This is a genomic window from Nocardioides bruguierae (genome assembly GCF_023656415.1).
In the GTDB taxonomy this organism is placed as follows: domain Bacteria; phylum Actinomycetota; class Actinomycetes; order Propionibacteriales; family Nocardioidaceae; genus Nocardioides; species Nocardioides bruguierae.
In genome coordinates this window covers 1-16,721 of the sequence record NZ_JAMOIL010000046.1, presented here as the reverse complement: position 1 = coordinate 16,721, position 16,721 = coordinate 1, and the positions used below count along the sequence as shown (strand labels likewise).

The following is a 16,721-nucleotide window of genomic DNA, read 5'->3' as shown; positions in this document are numbered from 1 at the left end:
CGATCGGACCAGCGCGACGGCGCGGGCACGAAACTCGGGCGGATAGGGACGGGGCACTCTCAGAGCCTTTCAGTCAGGCCCGAGACTCATCACCCGATCTGGAAACCAACCCGTAGGGCAGGTCAGACTGTCACCCGTTCGTGCAGCAGACCCGATTCAGTCTTCACGCCATTCATCGTCAAAGCCAGGATGACTAGGCCGCGGTCGGACCGTCATGGCTCAGTGCCAAGGACCTAGCGGCGGATGAGGTGGAGGCGGGTGGCACAACCATGGCCCGTCTCCCCTCTGGGCTCGTCTGGGCTCGTCGCGTCGCCATCGCGTCGACGGCCATCTTCCTCGGCTTCGTTGCGTGGGCTCTCTTCGGTGGCGAGCCGGCGGATGGACCGGTCTGACCCTGGATGTCGTCGGCGTCTCGGACGGTGAGTGCAGGCGTCCGGCCTCGCACGAACGTGCCGCGTGATATACGTCGGGGGTGCTACGACTTCTCGGACTGCTGCTCGTGTGGAGCTACACAGGAGTCGGCGCCGTCCTGCTGGTGTCTGGGCCTGAGCTCGGGGTGCGGATGCTGGGTCTGGCGCTGATGGTGCTGGGCGTGGCCTGGATGATCCTCGACGTCCTCAGGCGGACCCGAGTCGTCTGACTGCGTCCCTTCGGCGCGCCGCTCAGCGGCGGGGCGACCTCAGCGCCATCACGAGCGCGCTCCGCATCGTCACGAGCAGAGCGACGAGACCCACGCGGCCGACCAGGACGCCGTGGTCGAAGAACATCGTTGTGAGGCGTCCACTCCACGTGCCGACCATCCAGTAGAGCGCCAGGATAGCTGCAGACAGCGTCCACACGAGCCCGCCGATCAGGGCGACGACGGCGACGCGGCTGCGCCGCAGGAGAAACGCTGACCCCACGGTCACCAGCATGCAGAGGGTGATGAAGACACCGGTTTCCGGCGCGCCCCCACGGTCGTGTCATGGTCGAGTTCCCTCTCGTGAAGTCGCACTTGCGCACATCGGCAATGATGCGTGGGCCGGGATGTGGACACGTACCGTCCCGAACTTCAATCGATCACGGCGATCACGGCGGCCTCGAGGTCGACGGAGCTGCCGGCGTCACCGCAACGACCTACGGCGAAGTCGCGGTTCCGAGTGCTCGAAACGACCATCCGCGTTGAGGCATGTGCGGGCACTTAGTCGTCAAGCTTTGGCGGCTTTGATGTCCGCTTCCCGCTTGACCCCGAACCCCCGACGCCGAGAAGGGGCAACCGCAGCGGCCCGAAGTGTCCAGCATCACAAAATGGGTTTTCCAGTTTCGGACTCGCGACATCAGTGCTCCTGCTTTGCTCCAGCCAACAACTCTGCGAGATCTCGATAGGGAAAATTGTGAGTCGCATTCGAATGTGCATCGCTACGGCGACCGCGGTGGCAGCGTCGATTGGGTTTGGGGCGCAGCCGGGCGGCGCGACCGAGACCGCTCCCGACGCCTGGGCAAGTCAATTTACCAACGCCGATGAAGCACAATCCTGGCTGTCGCGTCAGTCTCTACTCACCGGAATTTCGGCTGAAGAGATCGCCCTTCGCATGATCAAGCAGACTAGCGATGCTGCTGACGAGATCGCCGACCTTCCGACAGGCAGCTTGCAGCTCGAAAGCCGTCCGTCTCCGGGAATGAGCGACGAGGAGCTCATCGCTTTTCGGGCAAGTAGCAGAATTATTCGGCAACATGAGCGAGTGACGCAGACAGCGCGCGGAACGACGACAACGTCGACGACTGAAGAAGATCCAGTCAATCCTGATTCGACCACCTTCGAGGCCGAAGATGGAGCTCTCGCCGCTTCACGAGGAGATAGTGGCGAAAGCGACACGACTTACGTAACCATGGAGGATGGTGCCTATCGCGGGGATATCTTCTACTACCCTAGTTACAGCGCCGGGATCAACCACGGACATGTCGGCATGTTTCGATGGAAAGGCACGGTGATCGAAGCTGCAAACAAGAAGCTGGGCGTAAGGAAGATCAAGACCTCTGATCGCAAGGTTCCAGAGGGTGAAACTTACTATTACTACATCGGCTCCGGTTCGGCAAAGTCATTCGAACGCCAAGAGGCCGCCGCGGATTGGGCGAACGGAAAAGACGGATCCGATTACCGCCCTTGGTATGAAACAGAGAACAAGTTCTTTGTTGCCCCCTTTAACTGTTCGCAGTTGATCTGGGCCGCCTACGGTAAGCAGAGCATCTGGTTGGACAGCAATGGAGGGGATTATGTCTGGCCCGCCAATATCGTTAATGACGACAAGGCGCATCCCTATCAGATTGTTTGATGTGCGGACCTATTTCTCGGCTATTGCAGCCATTTCGATCGCCATTGTCCTCCTGGGGAGTGGATGCAGCTCGCGAGAGGACGGTCTGGCTGGTTCAACCGAGTCGATCGCCGATGCCAGCGTTGCGTTGTACGCAAATTCCATTTACGGGATTGATCCCAGTCTGCACGGACACATCCTCCTCCTTCAACAAAATGGTTCCCTTTCGTCCATCGAGACCAGCGGCATGTATCTTGGCTCCGTTCGCTGGGCGAACGGCTCAGTGATTGCGTCAGATTTGTCCGGCGAATTTTCAGTGGGCTTCGCTCGGGCTCAGTACCTTTCCCGTCGCCATGAATACGATATGGAATGGTGGTCAGGAGTGATGGACGGCACAAAGTGGACTATGTTCAATGTCGGCACCGACGGCAATGGATCATACGTTATGGGACTGACTGCTAACGATGGGGCAAGGATTTACGAAACTGAAGTCACTGGCGACGTCATAGGGAACGTCGTTTGTGGCGGAGGTGTATATGCAGCTGTTGGAATCTGGGGGAATCCAAAGAAAGCCACGGGAACTAAGTTGATGGAGTATAGTCTCGCGAATTCAGAAATATCAGGCCAAGTTTCTGAGCGGCTCAATCTCCCTGCTGGTTCTCACGTAGTTAATCTGGCTTGTTGGCGCGGCCAAGTGGTCACGGTTGCAATGCGGAGGAACGCAACGATCATTGGCGTGCTCACTGGGCAAGGAGAGCGCAGGTGGCGCGCAGTTCGCAGTGACTTGGACTACGATGGTGACGATGACGTGGTCGGCGTTCGCGGATCAAATCTCCTCACCGCTTCCGCCTATGACGGCGTGCGCTCGTTGAATCTGAGGACAGGAGGCGTTCACCTTGTGATTCCCAGTCCTTCGCCCGGCGATTTTCAAGCAGCTCTTGACCGCGGTCGACTGATCGCCTGGGTGGGCGATGACGACGGGCACTCATATGTCCGTTGGTACGACGTGAAGGACGGCCAGATGCTGGAGGAAATATCCGCGGACCGCGTATCGGAGTTTTTGTCTTCCGCGGACGAAGGGATCGATAGCGCTCCGGTCGCCATTCCCTAATGGAGTTGGGCCACCAGAAATCTCCCCTTGCGCGTCCGAGCCCTTCCTCGGAAAAGGTGGCTACCCTGTAGTAATGGGGTTGCTCGCGCAATGCGGCCTACCTGCCCGACATTATCAGTTCAACTTGGGGCCCATGCGACGAGGGTGAGCCCACTGGGTTGGATTCAGCGCTGCTACGCCAGCGAGGACTTCAACAGACGGCTGGGATCGGGTCTTGTCGACATCGCCAGGATCTTCGACGACTTGGCGCTGATCGAGTTCGGATCGGCGACCGTTCAGGTCCAAGGACAATCTGTCAGGGGATGCGCCATCGACTATGAAGGTGTGTCGTTCGTCGGCGGCTACGATCCCATTCGTTGGCCCTTCGTCATTGCGCGACGAAGTTCTTCGACTGACGCATGGCCGGAGTTGGTGCGTGTGTAGACGCTAATCAACTCGGCGGTGATGCCCTGGCGGCTCTGACGGCGTCCGTTCCCGGGTCGGCCATTGGCGCGGCGGCCGCGGGCGGTGCGGTCGGCTCGGCGCCGTCAGCGCGGAACCAGCTGGTCAGAATGACGTAGGACCCGACGACGATGAGCGCCAGGATCACCAATTCGACGGTCCAGCGAACGGCGCGCGGCCGACTCCTGTCCGAGCGGTCGTAGTCCATGCTGGCCTTCCAGATCGGCATGCGCTCTCCCGGTGAGCGGTGGGTCTGCTGCACGGACCGCAAGTCCCGCTGCTTTCCAGGTGCTAGTGATGAGACGGCGGACCTCAGGCTTCTCCAACATGGTGGACCGCACCCTTTCATACGCACACGTCCGCTCATTGGCATGAGCGGACATTCCGATTGCCGAACCCGAATCGGTGACGCAGCAGGCTGGAAGGCTCGCCGCCGCTCAAGCGTCCCGAAGAGCCCGTCCGGCAAGGTTCGCGGTGACGGCTCCGTCTCCGGTACGTCGGCGTCCACCGTCCCTCCAGCCTGAGTATCCACGTCTCGGCGACGGGACTGCGAATGTTCGTGCTCGCCGCCGATACCGGAACTGGTCGCGGCATCGTCTGGCTCGGGTGCGTTCTTGCGCGACCAAGAGCACTGCTCCGGCGGGGTGATCTGTAGGTCGCCTGTGGCATGGGCGGGTAGCGTCGAGCCGACGGCCCAGGGAGGGCCGATCGCCTGCTGACTCACTGCCGTGTTGCCGGGTCGCTCGAGCGAGGACGGGGACGGGGACGGATGATGACGCGTGCGAGTGGGTTCATGAAGGTCGCGTGTATGGCGACGGGTTGTGTGTGGACGTCTGCTGAGCTTCGGTCGTACGGGGAGACGGGTCTCGCGATGGACGAGCATCTGGCCTCCGTGGTGCACGTCGGGACCTCGCCCGTGGCCTTCGCGGTGACGTACCCGGGCGGGACGAGGTCTCGCGCGTGGCGCCGGATGCCGCTGGGGTGACGCGCCGAGTCGACGTGCCGGCCCCGGACGCGGGGGCCGGCTGTTTCAGGCTCAGGGTGTGGGCATGCCGCCGTTGACGTTGAGGGTGTCGCCGGTGGTGTAGCCGGACTCGGCTGAGGCGAGGTAGACGTAGGCGGGGGCGATCTCGGCGGGCTGACCGGCGCGGCCGATGGGGGTCTCCTGGCCGAACTCGGGCAGTGCCTCGGTGGGCTGTCCGCCGGCGGTCTGCAGTGGGGTCCAGAAGGGGCCGGGGGCGACGACGTTGACGCGGATGCCTCGCGGGGCGAGCTGCTGGGCGAGGGCCTTGCTCATGGTGTTGATGGCCATTTTGGTGGTGGCGTAGTCGACCAGGTGCGGCGCGGGGGAGTAGGCCTGGATGGAGCTGGTGTTGATGATGGAGGCGCCAGCGGGCAGGTAGGGCAAGGCCTCCTGGATGATCCAGAACAGGGCGTAGACGTTGGTCTTGAAGGTCTCGTCGAACTGCTCGGTGGTGAGGTCCTCCAGTGCGGGCTGTTGTTGCTGCTTGCCGGCGACGTTGGCCAGCAGGTCGAGGCCGCCGAGTGCCTGGACGGCCTGGCGGACGGTGTGGCGTGCCTCGTCCTCGACGCTGATGTCGCCGGGCAGGAGGACGGCCTGGCGGCCGGCCTTCTCGACGAGCGCGGCGACGTCCTCGGCGTCCTTCTGCTCTGCGGGCAAGTAGGAGAGCGCCACGTCAGCGCCCTCGCGAGCGAACGCGATGGCGGCGGCGCGGCCGATGCCGGAGTCGGCGCCGGTGACCAGCGCTCGCCGACCGGAGAGGCGCTCGGTGCCGCGGTAGGTGTCCTCGCCGTGGTCGGCGGGCGGGTCGAGCTCGGCCGCCAGGCCGGGCCCGTCCTGGTACTGCTCGGGGTAGCCGGTGGTCTTGTAGGCATCGACGGGGTTGCGGAACGTGTACTGGTCGGTCATGGCCCACCTGTTCCCCGGACAGACGAGTCGATGACCACCCGTCAGGTGGGGTGCCACGTGACGCGGGGCACCTTGGTCGTCGTGGGGCGGGTCGCGAGCCAGGTGCGGTGCCTCAGGTGCGGTGCCTCAGGTGTGGTGCCGCAGCCAGGTCGTGGTCCCGGGTGGGAGGCCGCGGCTCTTGGGGGTGTCGGTCACCGGGGTGACGAGGAGGGCCGGTGCGGTCTCGAAGGTCCACTTCAGGTGGTGGTAGACGCGTGAGAGGGTCTCGCTGCTCACGACGAGCAGGAGGTGGTCGTCGATCCGGCGCAGCTCGCGCCAGGGGCCGAGGCTCTCGGAGTCCAGGTATGGGTCGAAGGGCTCGTCGGCCCAGGCGAGGTAGAGGGTCACAGTGCTCGGAGTCTGGCCGGAGTCCGCTCAGGCCTGTGCCGTCGGCTCGTCCGTGCGACGCAGGTGGTCGGGGCGGAAGCCGTGGTCGATGCCCCACAGCACTGCCTGCGTGCGGCTGGAGACGTCGATCTTGCGGAACATCGTACGCAGGTAGGTCTTCACGGTGTTGACGCCGATGAACGCGCGGCGGCTGATCTCCTCGTTGGACAGGCCCTGGCAGAGCAGGGCGAGGACTTCTGCCTCGCGGGGGCTGAGCCCCACCTCCCGCCCCGGCCAGCGACCCGGCAACCCGCCTGGCCCTCCACCGGGCACGTCGCCGGCCATCTCGCTGGCTGTCTCGCCGGACCCTTCGACGTCTTCGGCGGCTACGTCGGGCGTGGACATCACCACCATCTCGCCGGCGTGGATGCGTTCGAGGGCGCCGGCGAGAGCCTTGCCGTCCAGGTCCTTGCTCAGGTATCCCGCTGCCCCGGCGGACAGCGCCTGCTCGACCAGGTCGGCCGAGGTGTTCCAGCTGTAGACGACCAGGCGCGAGGCCGGGTCCGGTGCCGCTGCGGCCCGGTTCATGTCTCGGCCCTGGCGCTGGCCGAAGGTGTCGTAGAGGACGATGTCGGCCGCCGCTCGTGGCTGCTCCCGGCTCACCTCCTCCACGATCGTGATGCGGTCGGCGTAGGGCCGCAGGAGCCCCGCGACCCCGGCGACGACCAGGGCGAAGTCGTTGACGACGGAGACGCGGAGGGGAGAGTTGGTCACATGTCGCATCCTGCCAAAGCAGAGCGGAGTCGCGCGGCGGGGATGAGTGCGTTGCCCGAAGGGGTGAGAGAGGTGTAGAGAGTTTGTGAATGGTTCATAGGTGTCGTGACCGCGGTGCCTGTCGGCGCTGCCCCGCACGTCGAGCAGGAGATCCGTCATGACCCTCACCGCCACCCTCGCCCCCGAGACCACGGCTGGTGCCGAGGTGATCGACCTTGATGCCTCACGTGGCCGTCGTCTGAGCGACGCCGACCGGTCGTCGTTGACCCAGCGCCTCCTGGAGCAGGCGGCGCAGACCGACGCGGCGTTCGAGCGGCAGGAGCTGCTGGCGCGCGTGGTGGAGCTGAACATGCGGGTCGCCGAGGCCGTCGCTCGTCGCTACGCGCGCAAGGGCATCCCGCTGGAGGACCTCACGCAGGTCGCCTACGTGGCGTTGATCCGCGCGGTGCGCGGATTCGAGCCCGAGCAGGGTCGGGACCTGTTGGCCTACGCCGTGCCCTCGATCACCGGGGAGATCCGCCGTCACTTCCGCGACCACGGCTGGACCATCCGCCCGCCGCGAGACGTGCAGCGCGCACACTCCCGCATCCTGCGGGCCCAGGCCTCCTTCGAGAAGCTGGACGAGGCCGGTATCGCCGGGCTGGCCGGCGAGGTCGAGGAGTCGGTCGACGTCGTCCGCGAGGCCCTGGCCGCCCGGCAGTGCTTCTCGCTGCTGTCGCTGGATGCGCCGATGACCGGCCAGGAGGGCGGGGAGACCTTCGATGTCGCACCGGCCCGCGACCGCGACCGTGAGCAGTCCGAGGCCCGGTTGCTGCTGGCTCCCGTGTGGGCGACGCTCGCCCCGCGTGAGCGGGACGTCCTGCGCCTGCGGTTCGTCGAGGAAGCCTCCCAGCGGGAGATCGCCGAGCAGCTGGGCATGTCCCAGGTGCAGGTCTCCCGGCTGCTGCAGAAGCTCCTGGTGCAGATGCGCCAGCGACTCTCGCCCGCCGCCTGAACCACACCTGCCCTGCCAGGCCCTCGGCCTCACCGCGAAGCGGGCGGGGTGGCGGCCCCAGTTACGTGGTGCTCCAGGGGGACAAGTACCGAACCGGGGCCGCCGGCCCGAGCGATGGGGGGACCCGAGCCGGCACCAGGAAAGCATGTATTTCCTGACGCCGGATCAGTCACTTCGGGTGAAACCGGCTCATGTCGTCCCTCAGCGGTGCGTGCGTCGCCAGGCGCGTGTCTGGGTGCCGCCGGGGAACGTCAGCCGGAACTCGACGGTCGGCTGTCCGGGGTGGGGGACGCGCCGCAGGTGCCGGTCCATCACCCGCGTCCGGCTGCTGAACGTTCGCAGCCCGCTCGCGCTCCACCCGCAGCCCGCTGCGCTGCAGCTGACGGTCATGGCGTTGGTGGAGGGACGCATTCGACGAGCCTAGGTCGGCCGTGGTGAGCGCGGCCCGCGAGGAGACCCCTGCGGCTGCCCGGCTGCACGCCTGCGGGGCCGGCTTTCACCCCGATGAACGAATCTGGGAGCCGGGGTCATGGGCTATCCCGGAGGTGAGGCCCGAGGACGTCGGGCGCTCGTCGAGCCCTCGAGGAGGACGACATGACCACCGTGGAGCGCACCGTGACCACGCAGACCCCGATCCAGCAGGTGTGGGACTACCTCTCGGACTTCACCACCAGCGAGCAGTGGGACCCGCCCTCGGTCTCGACCACGCGTGTCTCGGGCGACGGGGGCGTCGGCACGACCTACCACAACGTCTCCGAGCTGCTGGGCTCGCGTACGGAGGTCGAGTACGTGGTCTCGGCCTTCGACCGGCCGCACCGTCTCCAGCTCCAGGGCGACGCCGGTCCGCACCTGGCCCTGCAGGACACCATCACCCTGCGCGAGGCCGACGGCGGGGGGACCGAGGTCACCTACCACGCCGTCTTCGACACCGAAGGCGCGGCGAGCCTGCTGGAGCCCGTGCTGCCGGCGGGCCTGAAGCTCCTGGCGGACCGCGTGGCCGCCAGCCTCCAGGACCACCTGGACGCACTGTGACCGCCACGGCCGGCACCCGCCTGGCCTACTTCGGGCGCCTGGAGATCACGTGGGACCGACCCCACGACGAGCCGGAGCAGTGGACCACCGACGTCGCCCGGTGGGCAGCCAGCCTCTTGCCGCTCCTGCCGCAGGGCCCGGTCCTCGACCTCGGCGACGGCGCCTGCCACGTGGGGCTGCTCGCGGTGGCCGGCACCCGCCGGCCCCTGGTCTGCCTGGCGGACTCGGAGGGCGGGGAGGACGTGGCCCTCGCCAACGCGCGACGCAACGGGCTGGCCGAGCAGGTCACGGTCGTCGGCGTCCCGGCGGCGACGGACGATCGCGGGTACGCCCTCGTCCTCGGACCGGTCGGCGGCCCCGTGGCCCAGATCGCCGCCCTGCGCGTCGCGGCCCGGTTCCTGGGTGAGGGCGGGGCTCTCCTCCTTCCCCTGACCGGCCACCCCTCCGAGGACGCCGGGCTGCTGGCGAGAGCTCACGAGCACGGCCTGACCGAGACCGAGCGTCGCGACCTGGAGAGCAACGGCGCCGTGCTCTTCCGCCGCAGCAGCGACGTCGAGGCCGGGCTCGACGACCACGTCGTGGTCAGCACGCACGACTCGCGGCCGCCGGGCACCGTTCGGCAGGGCACCCACGCCCCGTCCCGAGCACCGTCCCACCCGCCGGCCACCGACGACACTTTGGAGGAGCACTGATGGCCGACCCCCACCACGAGAGCCACCGCACCGTCATCCTCGACGTCGACGGCACGCTGGTCGACTCCGTCTACCTGCACGTCCACGCATGGGTGCGGGCGTTCCACGAGGTCGGCCTCACGGTCGCCTCGCACCGCATCCACGCCGCCATCGGCATGGGCGGGGACCGCATCGTCTCCCACCTGGCCGGTGAGGCCGCCGAGGCGAGCGTAGGCGACGAGGTGCGTCGACGGCACGACGACCTGTTCGACTCCGTCCTCGGCGACGTCCGTCCCACGGCGGGCTGCCGGCCCCTCGTGCAGGCCCTGGCCGATCGCGACTGCGAGCTGGTCGTGGCGAGCTCGGCCAACGCCCAGACCACCGACAGGCTCCTGGACGCCGCAGGAATCTCGACGCTGGTCTCCGCGGTGACCACGGCGGACGACGTCTCCGCGTCCAAGCCGCACCCCGCACCGGTCCAGCAGGCCCTGGACCAGGCCGAGGGGCGCGCGTTGATGATGCTGGGCGACGCCCCTTGGGACGGCCGGGCGGCGCGCGAGGCCGGGGTGGCGTTCGTGGGGCTGCGCACCGGGGGCTTCTCGGGCGAGGCGCTGCGCCGTGTCGGGGCCTCCCACGTCTTCGACGACCCGGCCGAGCTGCTCGAGCACCTGGACGAGGTCGTCGAGCGGCGCGCGGTCGTGCCCGGCTAGATCCAGCCGGCACCTGTGGCACCGACGTCAGGCGGCCCTCGGACGGCCGCGAAGAGAGGAGACGAGATGACTTTGCCCATCGCCGACTACGACAGGCTGCTGCTCGCACAGATCGAACGGCGTCTGGAGACGCTCGACCTCCGTGACGTGAACGCGTTGGAGGCGCACGAGCGTGGCTACATGGCACGACCAGCCGCGCTGGACCTGCTGACCCAGCGACGTCGTCGCCTCTTGGCCTCCGACGCCCCGAACGCTCCCGAGGGCGACCGCTGAGCCCACGTCCACTCGCGGTGGCTGGCGTCCTAGCGGGCGCGGTTCTTCCTGGTCTGTCGCGGTCGGCTAACCGCTTCCCGCTTTCTGCCGGCGTGGGTCAGCCGAGCTGGTCCAGGCCGATGGCCAGCACCATGCCCAGCGCGGTGGCGAAGCCGGCCATGTAGGACTCCTCCTTGAAGGCCTGGGGGAACACCTCGGTGGCCAGGGACGCCACCACCGCACCGCCGGCGACGCAGCGGACCAGCCCTAGGGCGGTGCCGGGCACGCCGGCCAGCAGCAGGTTGCCGGCCAGCGCGCTGAGGGAGAGCAGGACGGCGGCGCCGGCCCACAGCGCCATCACCTGCCACCGTGAGCGCTGCTGAGTCATCTCCCGAGCACCCCCAGCGGCCTCGGGCAGGTTGGAGAGGAAGATCGAGCCCGACAGGGAGGCGACCTGCAGGGGTCCTGCACCGATGAGCGCGACACCCAGCGCCAGGTTCTCCGGCACGCCGTCGAGGGTGATCGCTGCCAGCAGTCCACCGCCGCTGTTGCTGCCCAGCCTCCGGGCGACCAGCCGGTCCATTGCGACGAACACCCCCGCGCCTGCGAGCACGCAGCCGACGACTGCCCACAGCGGTGCGGTGCCGGTGGCCGGTTCCACCAGCTCCAGGACACTGGAGACGATCAGGGCGCCGCCGGCCAGGGCGATCACGAACCCTTCGACCCGCGGCGAGATCTTCCCCGACGCGCCCCAGCCGGCCCCGGCGATCAGCGCGGCCGAGACGACGGCGATGACAAGGACAGTCAGCAGCATGTGTGCACCTCCGCGACAGGACGTTGGAGGGTGCCCGCATCGACCTGCCTCACCCGGGCCATGTCCCGGGCGGTCAGGCTGAGTTCTTGCTTGTCAGGCACCTGTGATGTGCGCGATTCACTCCTTTGGAGCCATCTGTTCGGGCGAGCCCGAGGAGGGGGCCCGCGCAGCGCTGACCGGGTGGAAACATGCGTTTCATGGCGGCCGCTCCCCGGTGCACCACTCACGCAGCCGCGTGCGCGGGGAGCGGCGGCTCTACTTCTCGGTCGTGACGCGCGCCGATCCGCCGGCCTCGCTCCGAGGGGTGACATGACGCGGCGACGACCGGGCTAGCGTCCCTGCATGAGCCGAGACGGAGAGCACCTGGACAGCAACGAGACTCCCGAGGTCGAGCCCGACACGACGTCGGACCCCTCGCTGGACGACGAGAACGGCAGCGACTGGGCCGACGAGGGCGGGGCGACCGAGGAGGGCCCGGCGACGGACGAGGACGCGTCGTAGATCTGTCACGGGCGGACGTCGCGGTTCGGGTCGGCGGCCCACCGACCGGCTCGCTCAGTGGGCCTGCTGCGCGATGAGGGACTCCACGGGCGTCTGCTCTTGGTCGGCGTCGTGCGCCTCGACCGCGGGCGGGGCTGACAAGATCCCGAGGGTCTCGTCTGCACGGTGGCGAGGGTTTCGCTGGGCGAACGGCTCAGTGATTGCCTCAGATTTGTCCGGCGAATTTTCAGTGGGCTTCGCTCGGGCTCAGTACCCTTCCCGTCGCCATGAATACGATATGGAATGGTGGTCAGGAGCGATGGACGGCACAAAGTGGACTATGTTCAATGTCGGCACCGACGGCAATGGATCATACGTTATGGGACTGACTGCTAACGATGGGGCAAGGATTTACGAAACTGAAGTCATTGGCGACGTCATAGGAAACGTCGTTTGTGGCGGAGGTGTATATGCAGCTGTTGGAATCTGGGGGAATCCAAAGAAAGCCATGGGAGCTAAGTTGATGGAGTATAGTCTCGCGAATTCAGAAATATCAGGCCAAGTTTCTGAGCGGCTCAATCTCCCTGCGGGTTCTCACGTAGTTAATCTGGCTTGTTGGCGCGGCCAAGTGGTCACGGTTGCAATGCGGAGGAACGCAACGATCATTGGCGTGCTCACTGGGCAAGGAGAGCGCAGGTGGCGCGCAGTTCGCAGTGACTTGGACTACGATGGTGACGATGACGTGGTCGGCGTTCGCGGATCAAATCTCCTCACCGCTTCCGCCTATGACGACGTGCGCTCGTTGAATCTGAGGACAGGAGGCGTTCACCTTGTGATTCCCAGCCCTTCGCCCGGCGATTTTCAAGCAGCTCTTGACCGCGGTCGACTGATCGCCTGGGTGGGCGATGACGACGGGCACTCATATGTCCGTTGGTACGACGTGAAGGACGGCCAGATGCTGGAGGAAATATCCGCGGACCGCGTATAGAAGTTTTTGTCTTCCGCGGACGAAGGGATCGATAGCGCTCCGGTCGCCATTCCCTAATGGAGTTGGGCTACCAGAAATCTCCCCTTGCGCGTCCGAGCCCTTCCTCGGAGGTGGCTGCCCTGTAGTAATGGGGTTGCTCGGCGCTAGCCAGTGGCCCGAGACGCGGCGCCGCGACTTTGCCAACGACCCCCGCAACCTGCTCACCGTCTCGGGCTCAGCGAACTCCAGCAAGAGCGACCACGGACCGAGGGAGTGGCTTCCCGTCAACGGTGCCTACAGGTGCCGCTACGCCGCGATCTACCTCCAGGTGGCGCACCTCTACGTCCTGCCCATCACTGCGGCCGACCGGGCCGCCGTCATCGAGCTCGAGCCGAGCTGCAAGACGCGCCGACCCTGACTCGACGGTAGGTCCCTCACCAGCGCTAAGAGCCGGAGGCTTCAGACCCCGGCTACACCCTCGATTGGGATGAGCCGCTTGAAGGTGGCTGCGGCCTGCTCCTTCTCGGAGTGGGTGATGACGATCGTGGCGTCGACGTCGAGGACGACCACCTCGCCCAGGTCGACCCCAGCGACCCTGCTTGCGGGCAGACCTTCGGGGCGGGCGGCGAGCTGGGACCAGACATGACGACGGACCCGCGCCCTGGCGGTGTTGATCCTCTTGCGGCGGGCCGAGGTGACCTCATCGAGGGTGCGCCACACCGTCGGTGGTGAGGCGACCGGTCCCAGTGCGGTGGCCTGGTGGCGTAGGACGTCGATGTCGGCGATGGTCTCGCCGCCATCGGCGAGCATCACCGCCACGTCGGTCATCACCCGGCCGCGGTCGTGGACCGGGCTGAAACCGCGGCGGGCCATGGCCTTGGAGACTTCATCGGTCAGGCCGATCTTGTCGGCCAGTAGCCGGATCGCGATGCTGCCGGCGTGGGCGATGACGCCGACACCATCAGCGTTGACGGACAGAGCAGAGGACCACGACGTACGCTTCACCGACCGAGTGCTTCCTGCTGGACGACCTGGGACCTTCGACAAGTCCAAGTCTTCCCTGTTCAGGAAGTGCTCCGGTGCTTCTACACCCGGCTCAGGCCGACGAGCCGTGAACGATCCGGGCTAACTCGTGGACACTTGTCCGTGTCACGTACCAGTGCCCTGGTCACGGAGGGCATATTGCTCTTCGTCCGCCGGCTGAAACTGTAAACCAACAAGGACGACGAAACGATGATCGTACGGTTCCTCGATAGCCCCTATGAACTCGAAGAGTCCGTCGAGGAACCACTGTGGCAACCGTTCGACCGGGTCGACGTGGTCTCCCCGGAGCCGGTGATAGGCGATGTCCCTGACAAAGGCGTCCCTTAGTCGAGTGGGCGAGATGACGAAGAGTCGCGAGCCGCTCTCGCCCCGCTGCTGGAACTGCAGACCACCCACTGCAGTGCGGTACATGCCGTACTTGCCCAACTCCCCCAGGAACTGAGCCCACAGCGTGCCTTCCGGGGCAACGGCGGAATCAGCCTGGACAATGGCCTGCGAAGGCAACTCCTGGCGCTCCTCCACTAGAATTGAACGCCCAAGCAGTAGCTTTTATTACGTGGAAACGCCGTCATGATCCGCACACCGGTCTTGCCGAGGAGCGCGACCACGTAACGAGTCACGGCTTCGCCGTTCGCGTTGGTGAAGTTGAACGGCTTCTCGTAGCAGAATCGGTTAGCGTTCTGAACGGTTCGTAAGGAAGGCTCAGACATCACCCATCGCAATGCCCAATGCATCCAGTTTCCCCACGTGGACCCTTGCCAAGATGCCAGTTTTGCAAACTGGGACTTGTGATATGCGCGTATATGCCGGATTCCGAAAGCCGCCTCCGACAACGGCTCCTCGCTGTCGCGGTCCTTCTTTCCGCAGTACATCCGAGCGTAAGTTCGCTCCATGCGGGAATGCGCCTTTTCCCGCGGATAGTCCTTGACGGTGGCATATCTGCTCTCTCCGTCGGTGCACACCCCGTCCCACCATGTACTGGCAGCACGCGATGCCACATCTGCGGGGAAGTAGACGCGTGCCCCGGACGCATCTAGAACATATGAGCGCGTCCCCGATACCCGGAAACTGGCTGGTAGGGTGACGCCTTCGAGGCTGAACGCGCTTTCGTCTGTCGTGATCGAGTCGGACTCAACAGCGGCGTCCGTGTCGAGAGTTAACGCCGGGCCTTCTGTCGGCGCCGCCGACGAGCCCGCAGCCGCGTGATCAGGGGCTGGAGAAGGTTTAGCAACGGCCGGATAGGTGGTAATCCCTAGGAGAACAAGGCTGAACAACGACACGACAAGGCGCCGAGGCAGCCAGTGGAACTTGGCGATCCCGAGCATGCTGGTTCCCCGCACGGCTAGGTGTTAGAGACTCCCTGAGTTATATGCCTGCTCAACGCTGGCCGTCAAGGTTGAGCGACGGAGTGGATGGGCCATCTCGCGGGGTACGCAACTCGCGACTCATTATCTCCCTCACCGACCACGGCGGCGCACCCTACGCAGCTTCTGCACGGCCCTTGAGGACCATCTCACGAGTGGGCGAGACACTCTCCAAGACCACAGCTCACACGCTGCGTCGCACGGTCGGAACTCTCATCGCCCACGAGGTGGGGCTCGACGCCGCACCGCCGAGCTGGCCCGGCACGGCTGCCCGCTCCGGTTGGTCCGGGACCAGCTCGGCCATTCCTTTGCCCGTCCCGGCGAGGTCGTGGAGCAGCGGCAGGGCAGATCCTCCGACTCGAGGTAGCGGTTGATCGCCGCGGCGTCACCGAGCAGCGCAATGCCGTCCCCGTCGTTGACCAGTGTGATCTCGTGCTCGATGACCGGCCTCCTCGTGACTTGATGGCGTCTCCGAATCGTAGGTGTCCCGCCCGGTTGTCGGGCGTGGCTGCCGGACTTTACCGCCAGAACCAGCCGCCTCGGGGTCGAGCTGGCTCACCGCGAGCCGCCTCGTTGCTGATGGCACCCGAGCTCTCAGGGGACGTACCGTCGAGCCGTGACCGAAGATGCAGAGAGCACGCCACCAAGCCGTCCGCACGGCCCAGCGTGGGACGTCGAGGTGACGATCGACGTCGGAACCCCCACCTACGTCACGCTCGCCGAGCAACTGCACGGCTGGGAGAGCAAGGTCTGGTGGGAGAACCTCGGCGACCTCCTGGGAGGCCGGCCCGGCTGGCACTGCGAGTTCACCAGCGAGGGGCTCCTGTGGTCCTTCGGTCCGCTCGGCTCGTCGTTGTTCAACCTCTCCGCACCTGAGAACCCCGACGACTACTCCTCGGGCGTCTACGAGGTGTTCGACTACGAGGCCGACACCACCCACCGGCTGGCCAGCACAGCCGATCTCCTGACCTGGCTCGAAGGCAACGAACATCGCCACGTTGACTACGTTCGCAGGATGAAGGGGCTCGCGTCGGAATTCGACTGGCGGGTACTCAAGAACCTCGGCGTCGAGCTGCGAGTCACCCACGACGGTTCGTCATACATCGGCACCTTCCCGTCGCTGCCCTTCGAGAGCGCCATGGAGACCGACTTCTCGACCCTTCTGACCCACGCTCGGCAAGCCGTCGCGCGAGCACACGACGCCCCCGAGGCGATCGCCGCCGACATCGACCTCGTCGTACGGCTGGACCCCCGCGCCTCCGCCGCACTATCGACGTAGGGGCGTGCCGACTTCTGGCATGCATCAGTTGCGGTTGAGGCCGTGGCGCCGCGAGTCGAGTGCGTGCTTCTAGTTGTGATGCCCAGGCACGTTGGTCGAGATCGTGTGACGACACGGTCTGAGGTGTAGGTGGACGAAGGCCTCCCGGGTGTGGAGTGGAGCTGTCTAGGAACCGCTCCGCCACCAAGGAGGCCTTCGTGT

The 16,721-nt window shown here is 66.1% G+C and carries 22 protein-coding genes; 13 read left to right on the top strand and 9 right to left on the bottom strand.

All coding sequences use genetic code 11. The features are described from left to right. Window positions 1-472 precede the first annotated feature (472 nt). Window positions 473-640 carry a hypothetical protein gene (locus M8330_RS20855; protein ID WP_250828911.1) on the top strand — a complete coding sequence of 56 codons (168 nt, stop codon included), beginning with the start codon at window positions 473-475 and terminating at the stop codon, window positions 638-640. Window positions 641-662: 22 nt separating this feature from the next. On the opposite strand, the gene M8330_RS20850 is transcribed toward M8330_RS20855, so the two are convergent. Continuing rightward, window positions 663-902 (bottom strand): hypothetical protein, encoded by a 240-nt coding sequence (locus tag M8330_RS20850; protein WP_250828910.1) that lies wholly within the window; start codon window positions 900-902, stop codon window positions 663-665. Between the two features lie 510 nt (window positions 903-1,412). On the opposite strand from M8330_RS20850, the gene M8330_RS20845 reads away from it, so the two are divergent. The 3 genes from M8330_RS20845 to M8330_RS20835 all read left to right on the top strand — a co-directional run bounded on the left by M8330_RS20845 (window position 1,413) and on the right by M8330_RS20835 (window position 3,825). Beyond that, window positions 1,413-2,312 (top strand): hypothetical protein, encoded by a 900-nt coding sequence (locus M8330_RS20845; protein ID WP_250828909.1) that lies wholly within the window; start codon window positions 1,413-1,415, stop codon window positions 2,310-2,312. Between the two features lies 1 nt (window position 2,313). Continuing rightward, window positions 2,314-3,402 carry a hypothetical protein gene (locus M8330_RS20840; RefSeq protein ID WP_250828908.1) on the top strand — a complete coding sequence of 363 codons (1,089 nt, stop codon included), beginning with the start codon at window positions 2,314-2,316 and terminating at the stop codon, window positions 3,400-3,402. Between the two features lie 144 nt (window positions 3,403-3,546). Further along, complete coding sequence (locus M8330_RS20835) at window positions 3,547-3,825, top strand: hypothetical protein (RefSeq protein ID WP_250828907.1); 279 nt, start codon at window positions 3,547-3,549, stop codon at window positions 3,823-3,825. Window positions 3,826-3,832: 7 nt separating this feature from the next. Here M8330_RS20835 and M8330_RS20830 read toward each other — a convergent pair whose 3' ends face one another. The 4 genes from M8330_RS20830 to M8330_RS20815 form a co-directional block, all read right to left on the bottom strand. Further along, window positions 3,833-4,072 (bottom strand): hypothetical protein, encoded by a 240-nt coding sequence (locus M8330_RS20830; protein ID WP_250828906.1) that lies wholly within the window; start codon window positions 4,070-4,072, stop codon window positions 3,833-3,835. Window positions 4,073-4,879: 807 nt separating this feature from the next. Further along, window positions 4,880-5,773, bottom strand: coding sequence for an SDR family oxidoreductase (locus M8330_RS20825; protein WP_250828905.1), 894 nt, complete (start codon window positions 5,771-5,773; stop codon window positions 4,880-4,882). Between the two features lie 126 nt (window positions 5,774-5,899). After that, a complete protein-coding gene (locus tag M8330_RS20820) occupies window positions 5,900-6,160 on the bottom strand; it encodes a hypothetical protein (protein ID WP_250828904.1) in 261 nt (86 codons plus the stop codon). A 27-nt stretch (window positions 6,161-6,187) separates the two neighbouring features. Beyond that, entirely contained in the window at window positions 6,188-6,913 is a 726-nt protein-coding gene (locus M8330_RS20815; protein ID WP_250828903.1) for a response regulator transcription factor, read from the bottom strand. 157 nt (window positions 6,914-7,070) lie between these two features. Here M8330_RS20815 and M8330_RS20810 point away from each other — a divergent pair, with 157 nt between their 5' ends. The 5 genes from M8330_RS20810 (at window position 7,071) to M8330_RS20790 (ending at window position 10,593) form a co-directional block, all read left to right on the top strand. Next, on the top strand, window positions 7,071-7,907 hold the full coding sequence (locus tag M8330_RS20810; RefSeq protein WP_250828902.1) for a sigma-70 family RNA polymerase sigma factor: 837 nt from the start codon (window positions 7,071-7,073) through the stop codon (window positions 7,905-7,907). A 594-nt stretch (window positions 7,908-8,501) separates the two neighbouring features. Then, window positions 8,502-8,939: an SRPBCC family protein gene (locus M8330_RS20805; protein ID WP_250828901.1), complete on the top strand. Its 438-nt coding sequence runs from the start codon at window positions 8,502-8,504 to the stop codon at window positions 8,937-8,939. Then, window positions 8,936-9,631, top strand: a complete 696-nt coding sequence (locus M8330_RS20800) for a class I SAM-dependent methyltransferase (RefSeq protein ID WP_250828900.1) — start codon at window positions 8,936-8,938, stop codon at window positions 9,629-9,631. Before M8330_RS20805 ends, M8330_RS20800 begins: the two co-directional genes overlap by 4 nt. Continuing rightward, entirely contained in the window at window positions 9,631-10,320 is a 690-nt protein-coding gene (locus M8330_RS20795) for an HAD family hydrolase (RefSeq protein ID WP_250828899.1), read from the top strand. Before M8330_RS20800 ends, M8330_RS20795 begins: the two co-directional genes overlap by 1 nt. Before the next feature lie 66 nt (window positions 10,321-10,386). After that, complete coding sequence (locus tag M8330_RS20790) at window positions 10,387-10,593, top strand: hypothetical protein (RefSeq protein WP_250828898.1); 207 nt, start codon at window positions 10,387-10,389, stop codon at window positions 10,591-10,593. A 97-nt stretch (window positions 10,594-10,690) separates the two neighbouring features. On the opposite strand, the gene M8330_RS20785 is transcribed toward M8330_RS20790, so the two are convergent. Further along, window positions 10,691-11,386, bottom strand: coding sequence for a ZIP family metal transporter (locus tag M8330_RS20785; RefSeq protein WP_250828897.1), 696 nt, complete (start codon window positions 11,384-11,386; stop codon window positions 10,691-10,693). A gap of 342 nt (window positions 11,387-11,728) precedes the next feature. Here M8330_RS20785 and M8330_RS20780 point away from each other — a divergent pair, with 342 nt between their 5' ends. The 3 genes from M8330_RS20780 (at window position 11,729) to M8330_RS20770 (ending at window position 13,251) form a co-directional block, all read left to right on the top strand. Next, window positions 11,729-11,887, top strand: coding sequence for a hypothetical protein (locus tag M8330_RS20780; protein ID WP_250056316.1), 159 nt, complete (start codon window positions 11,729-11,731; stop codon window positions 11,885-11,887). A gap of 298 nt (window positions 11,888-12,185) precedes the next feature. Then, a complete protein-coding gene (locus M8330_RS20775) occupies window positions 12,186-12,854 on the top strand; it encodes a hypothetical protein (protein WP_250828896.1) in 669 nt (222 codons plus the stop codon). 127 nt (window positions 12,855-12,981) lie between these two features. Continuing rightward, window positions 12,982-13,251, top strand: a complete 270-nt coding sequence (locus tag M8330_RS20770; protein ID WP_250828895.1) for a GmrSD restriction endonuclease domain-containing protein — start codon at window positions 12,982-12,984, stop codon at window positions 13,249-13,251. A 41-nt stretch (window positions 13,252-13,292) separates the two neighbouring features. Here the strand turns inward: M8330_RS20770 and M8330_RS20765 are convergent, their stop codons facing one another. The 3 genes from M8330_RS20765 to M8330_RS20755 all read right to left on the bottom strand — a co-directional run bounded on the left by M8330_RS20765 (window position 13,293) and on the right by M8330_RS20755 (window position 15,202). Beyond that, window positions 13,293-13,838 (bottom strand): transposase, encoded by a 546-nt coding sequence (locus tag M8330_RS20765; RefSeq protein WP_250056311.1) that lies wholly within the window; start codon window positions 13,836-13,838, stop codon window positions 13,293-13,295. A 144-nt stretch (window positions 13,839-13,982) separates the two neighbouring features. After that, a complete protein-coding gene (locus M8330_RS20760) occupies window positions 13,983-14,399 on the bottom strand; it encodes a hypothetical protein (protein WP_250828894.1) in 417 nt (138 codons plus the stop codon). Beyond that, the gene (locus tag M8330_RS20755) at window positions 14,399-15,202 is read right to left on the bottom strand and encodes a hypothetical protein (RefSeq protein WP_250828893.1); all 804 of its coding nucleotides are present in this window, start codon (window positions 15,200-15,202) and stop codon (window positions 14,399-14,401) included. The genes M8330_RS20760 and M8330_RS20755 overlap by 1 nt, the downstream gene beginning before the upstream one ends. Window positions 15,203-15,857: 655 nt before the next feature. Here M8330_RS20755 and M8330_RS20750 point away from each other — a divergent pair. Continuing rightward, window positions 15,858-16,520: a hypothetical protein gene (locus M8330_RS20750; RefSeq protein ID WP_250828892.1), complete on the top strand. Its 663-nt coding sequence runs from the start codon at window positions 15,858-15,860 to the stop codon at window positions 16,518-16,520. Window positions 16,521-16,721: the final 201 nt, after the last annotated feature.

What these genes read in the sequence shown, in the direction of transcription:
- M8330_RS20830 (WP_250828906.1), bottom strand. Translation starts at nt 4,072, where the DNA reads ATGCCGATCTGGAAGGCCAGCATGGACTACGACCGCTCGGACAGGAGT.
- M8330_RS20825 (WP_250828905.1), bottom strand. Translation starts at nt 5,773, where the DNA reads ATGACCGACCAGTACACGTTCCGCAACCCCGTCGATGCCTACAAGACC.
- M8330_RS20810 (WP_250828902.1), top strand. Translation starts at nt 7,071, where the DNA reads ATGACCCTCACCGCCACCCTCGCCCCCGAGACCACGGCTGGTGCCGAG.
- M8330_RS20805 (WP_250828901.1), top strand. Translation starts at nt 8,502, where the DNA reads ATGACCACCGTGGAGCGCACCGTGACCACGCAGACCCCGATCCAGCAG.
- M8330_RS20795 (WP_250828899.1), top strand. Translation starts at nt 9,631, where the DNA reads ATGGCCGACCCCCACCACGAGAGCCACCGCACCGTCATCCTCGACGTC.
- M8330_RS20790 (WP_250828898.1), top strand. Translation starts at nt 10,387, where the DNA reads ATGACTTTGCCCATCGCCGACTACGACAGGCTGCTGCTCGCACAGATC.
- M8330_RS20785 (WP_250828897.1), bottom strand. Translation starts at nt 11,386, where the DNA reads ATGCTGCTGACTGTCCTTGTCATCGCCGTCGTCTCGGCCGCGCTGATC.
- M8330_RS20780 (WP_250056316.1), top strand. Translation starts at nt 11,729, where the DNA reads ATGAGCCGAGACGGAGAGCACCTGGACAGCAACGAGACTCCCGAGGTC.
- M8330_RS20775 (WP_250828896.1), top strand. Translation starts at nt 12,186, where the DNA reads ATGGACGGCACAAAGTGGACTATGTTCAATGTCGGCACCGACGGCAAT.
- M8330_RS20770 (WP_250828895.1), top strand. Translation starts at nt 12,982, where the DNA reads ATGGGGTTGCTCGGCGCTAGCCAGTGGCCCGAGACGCGGCGCCGCGAC.
- M8330_RS20755 (WP_250828893.1), bottom strand. Translation starts at nt 15,202, where the DNA reads ATGCTCGGGATCGCCAAGTTCCACTGGCTGCCTCGGCGCCTTGTCGTG.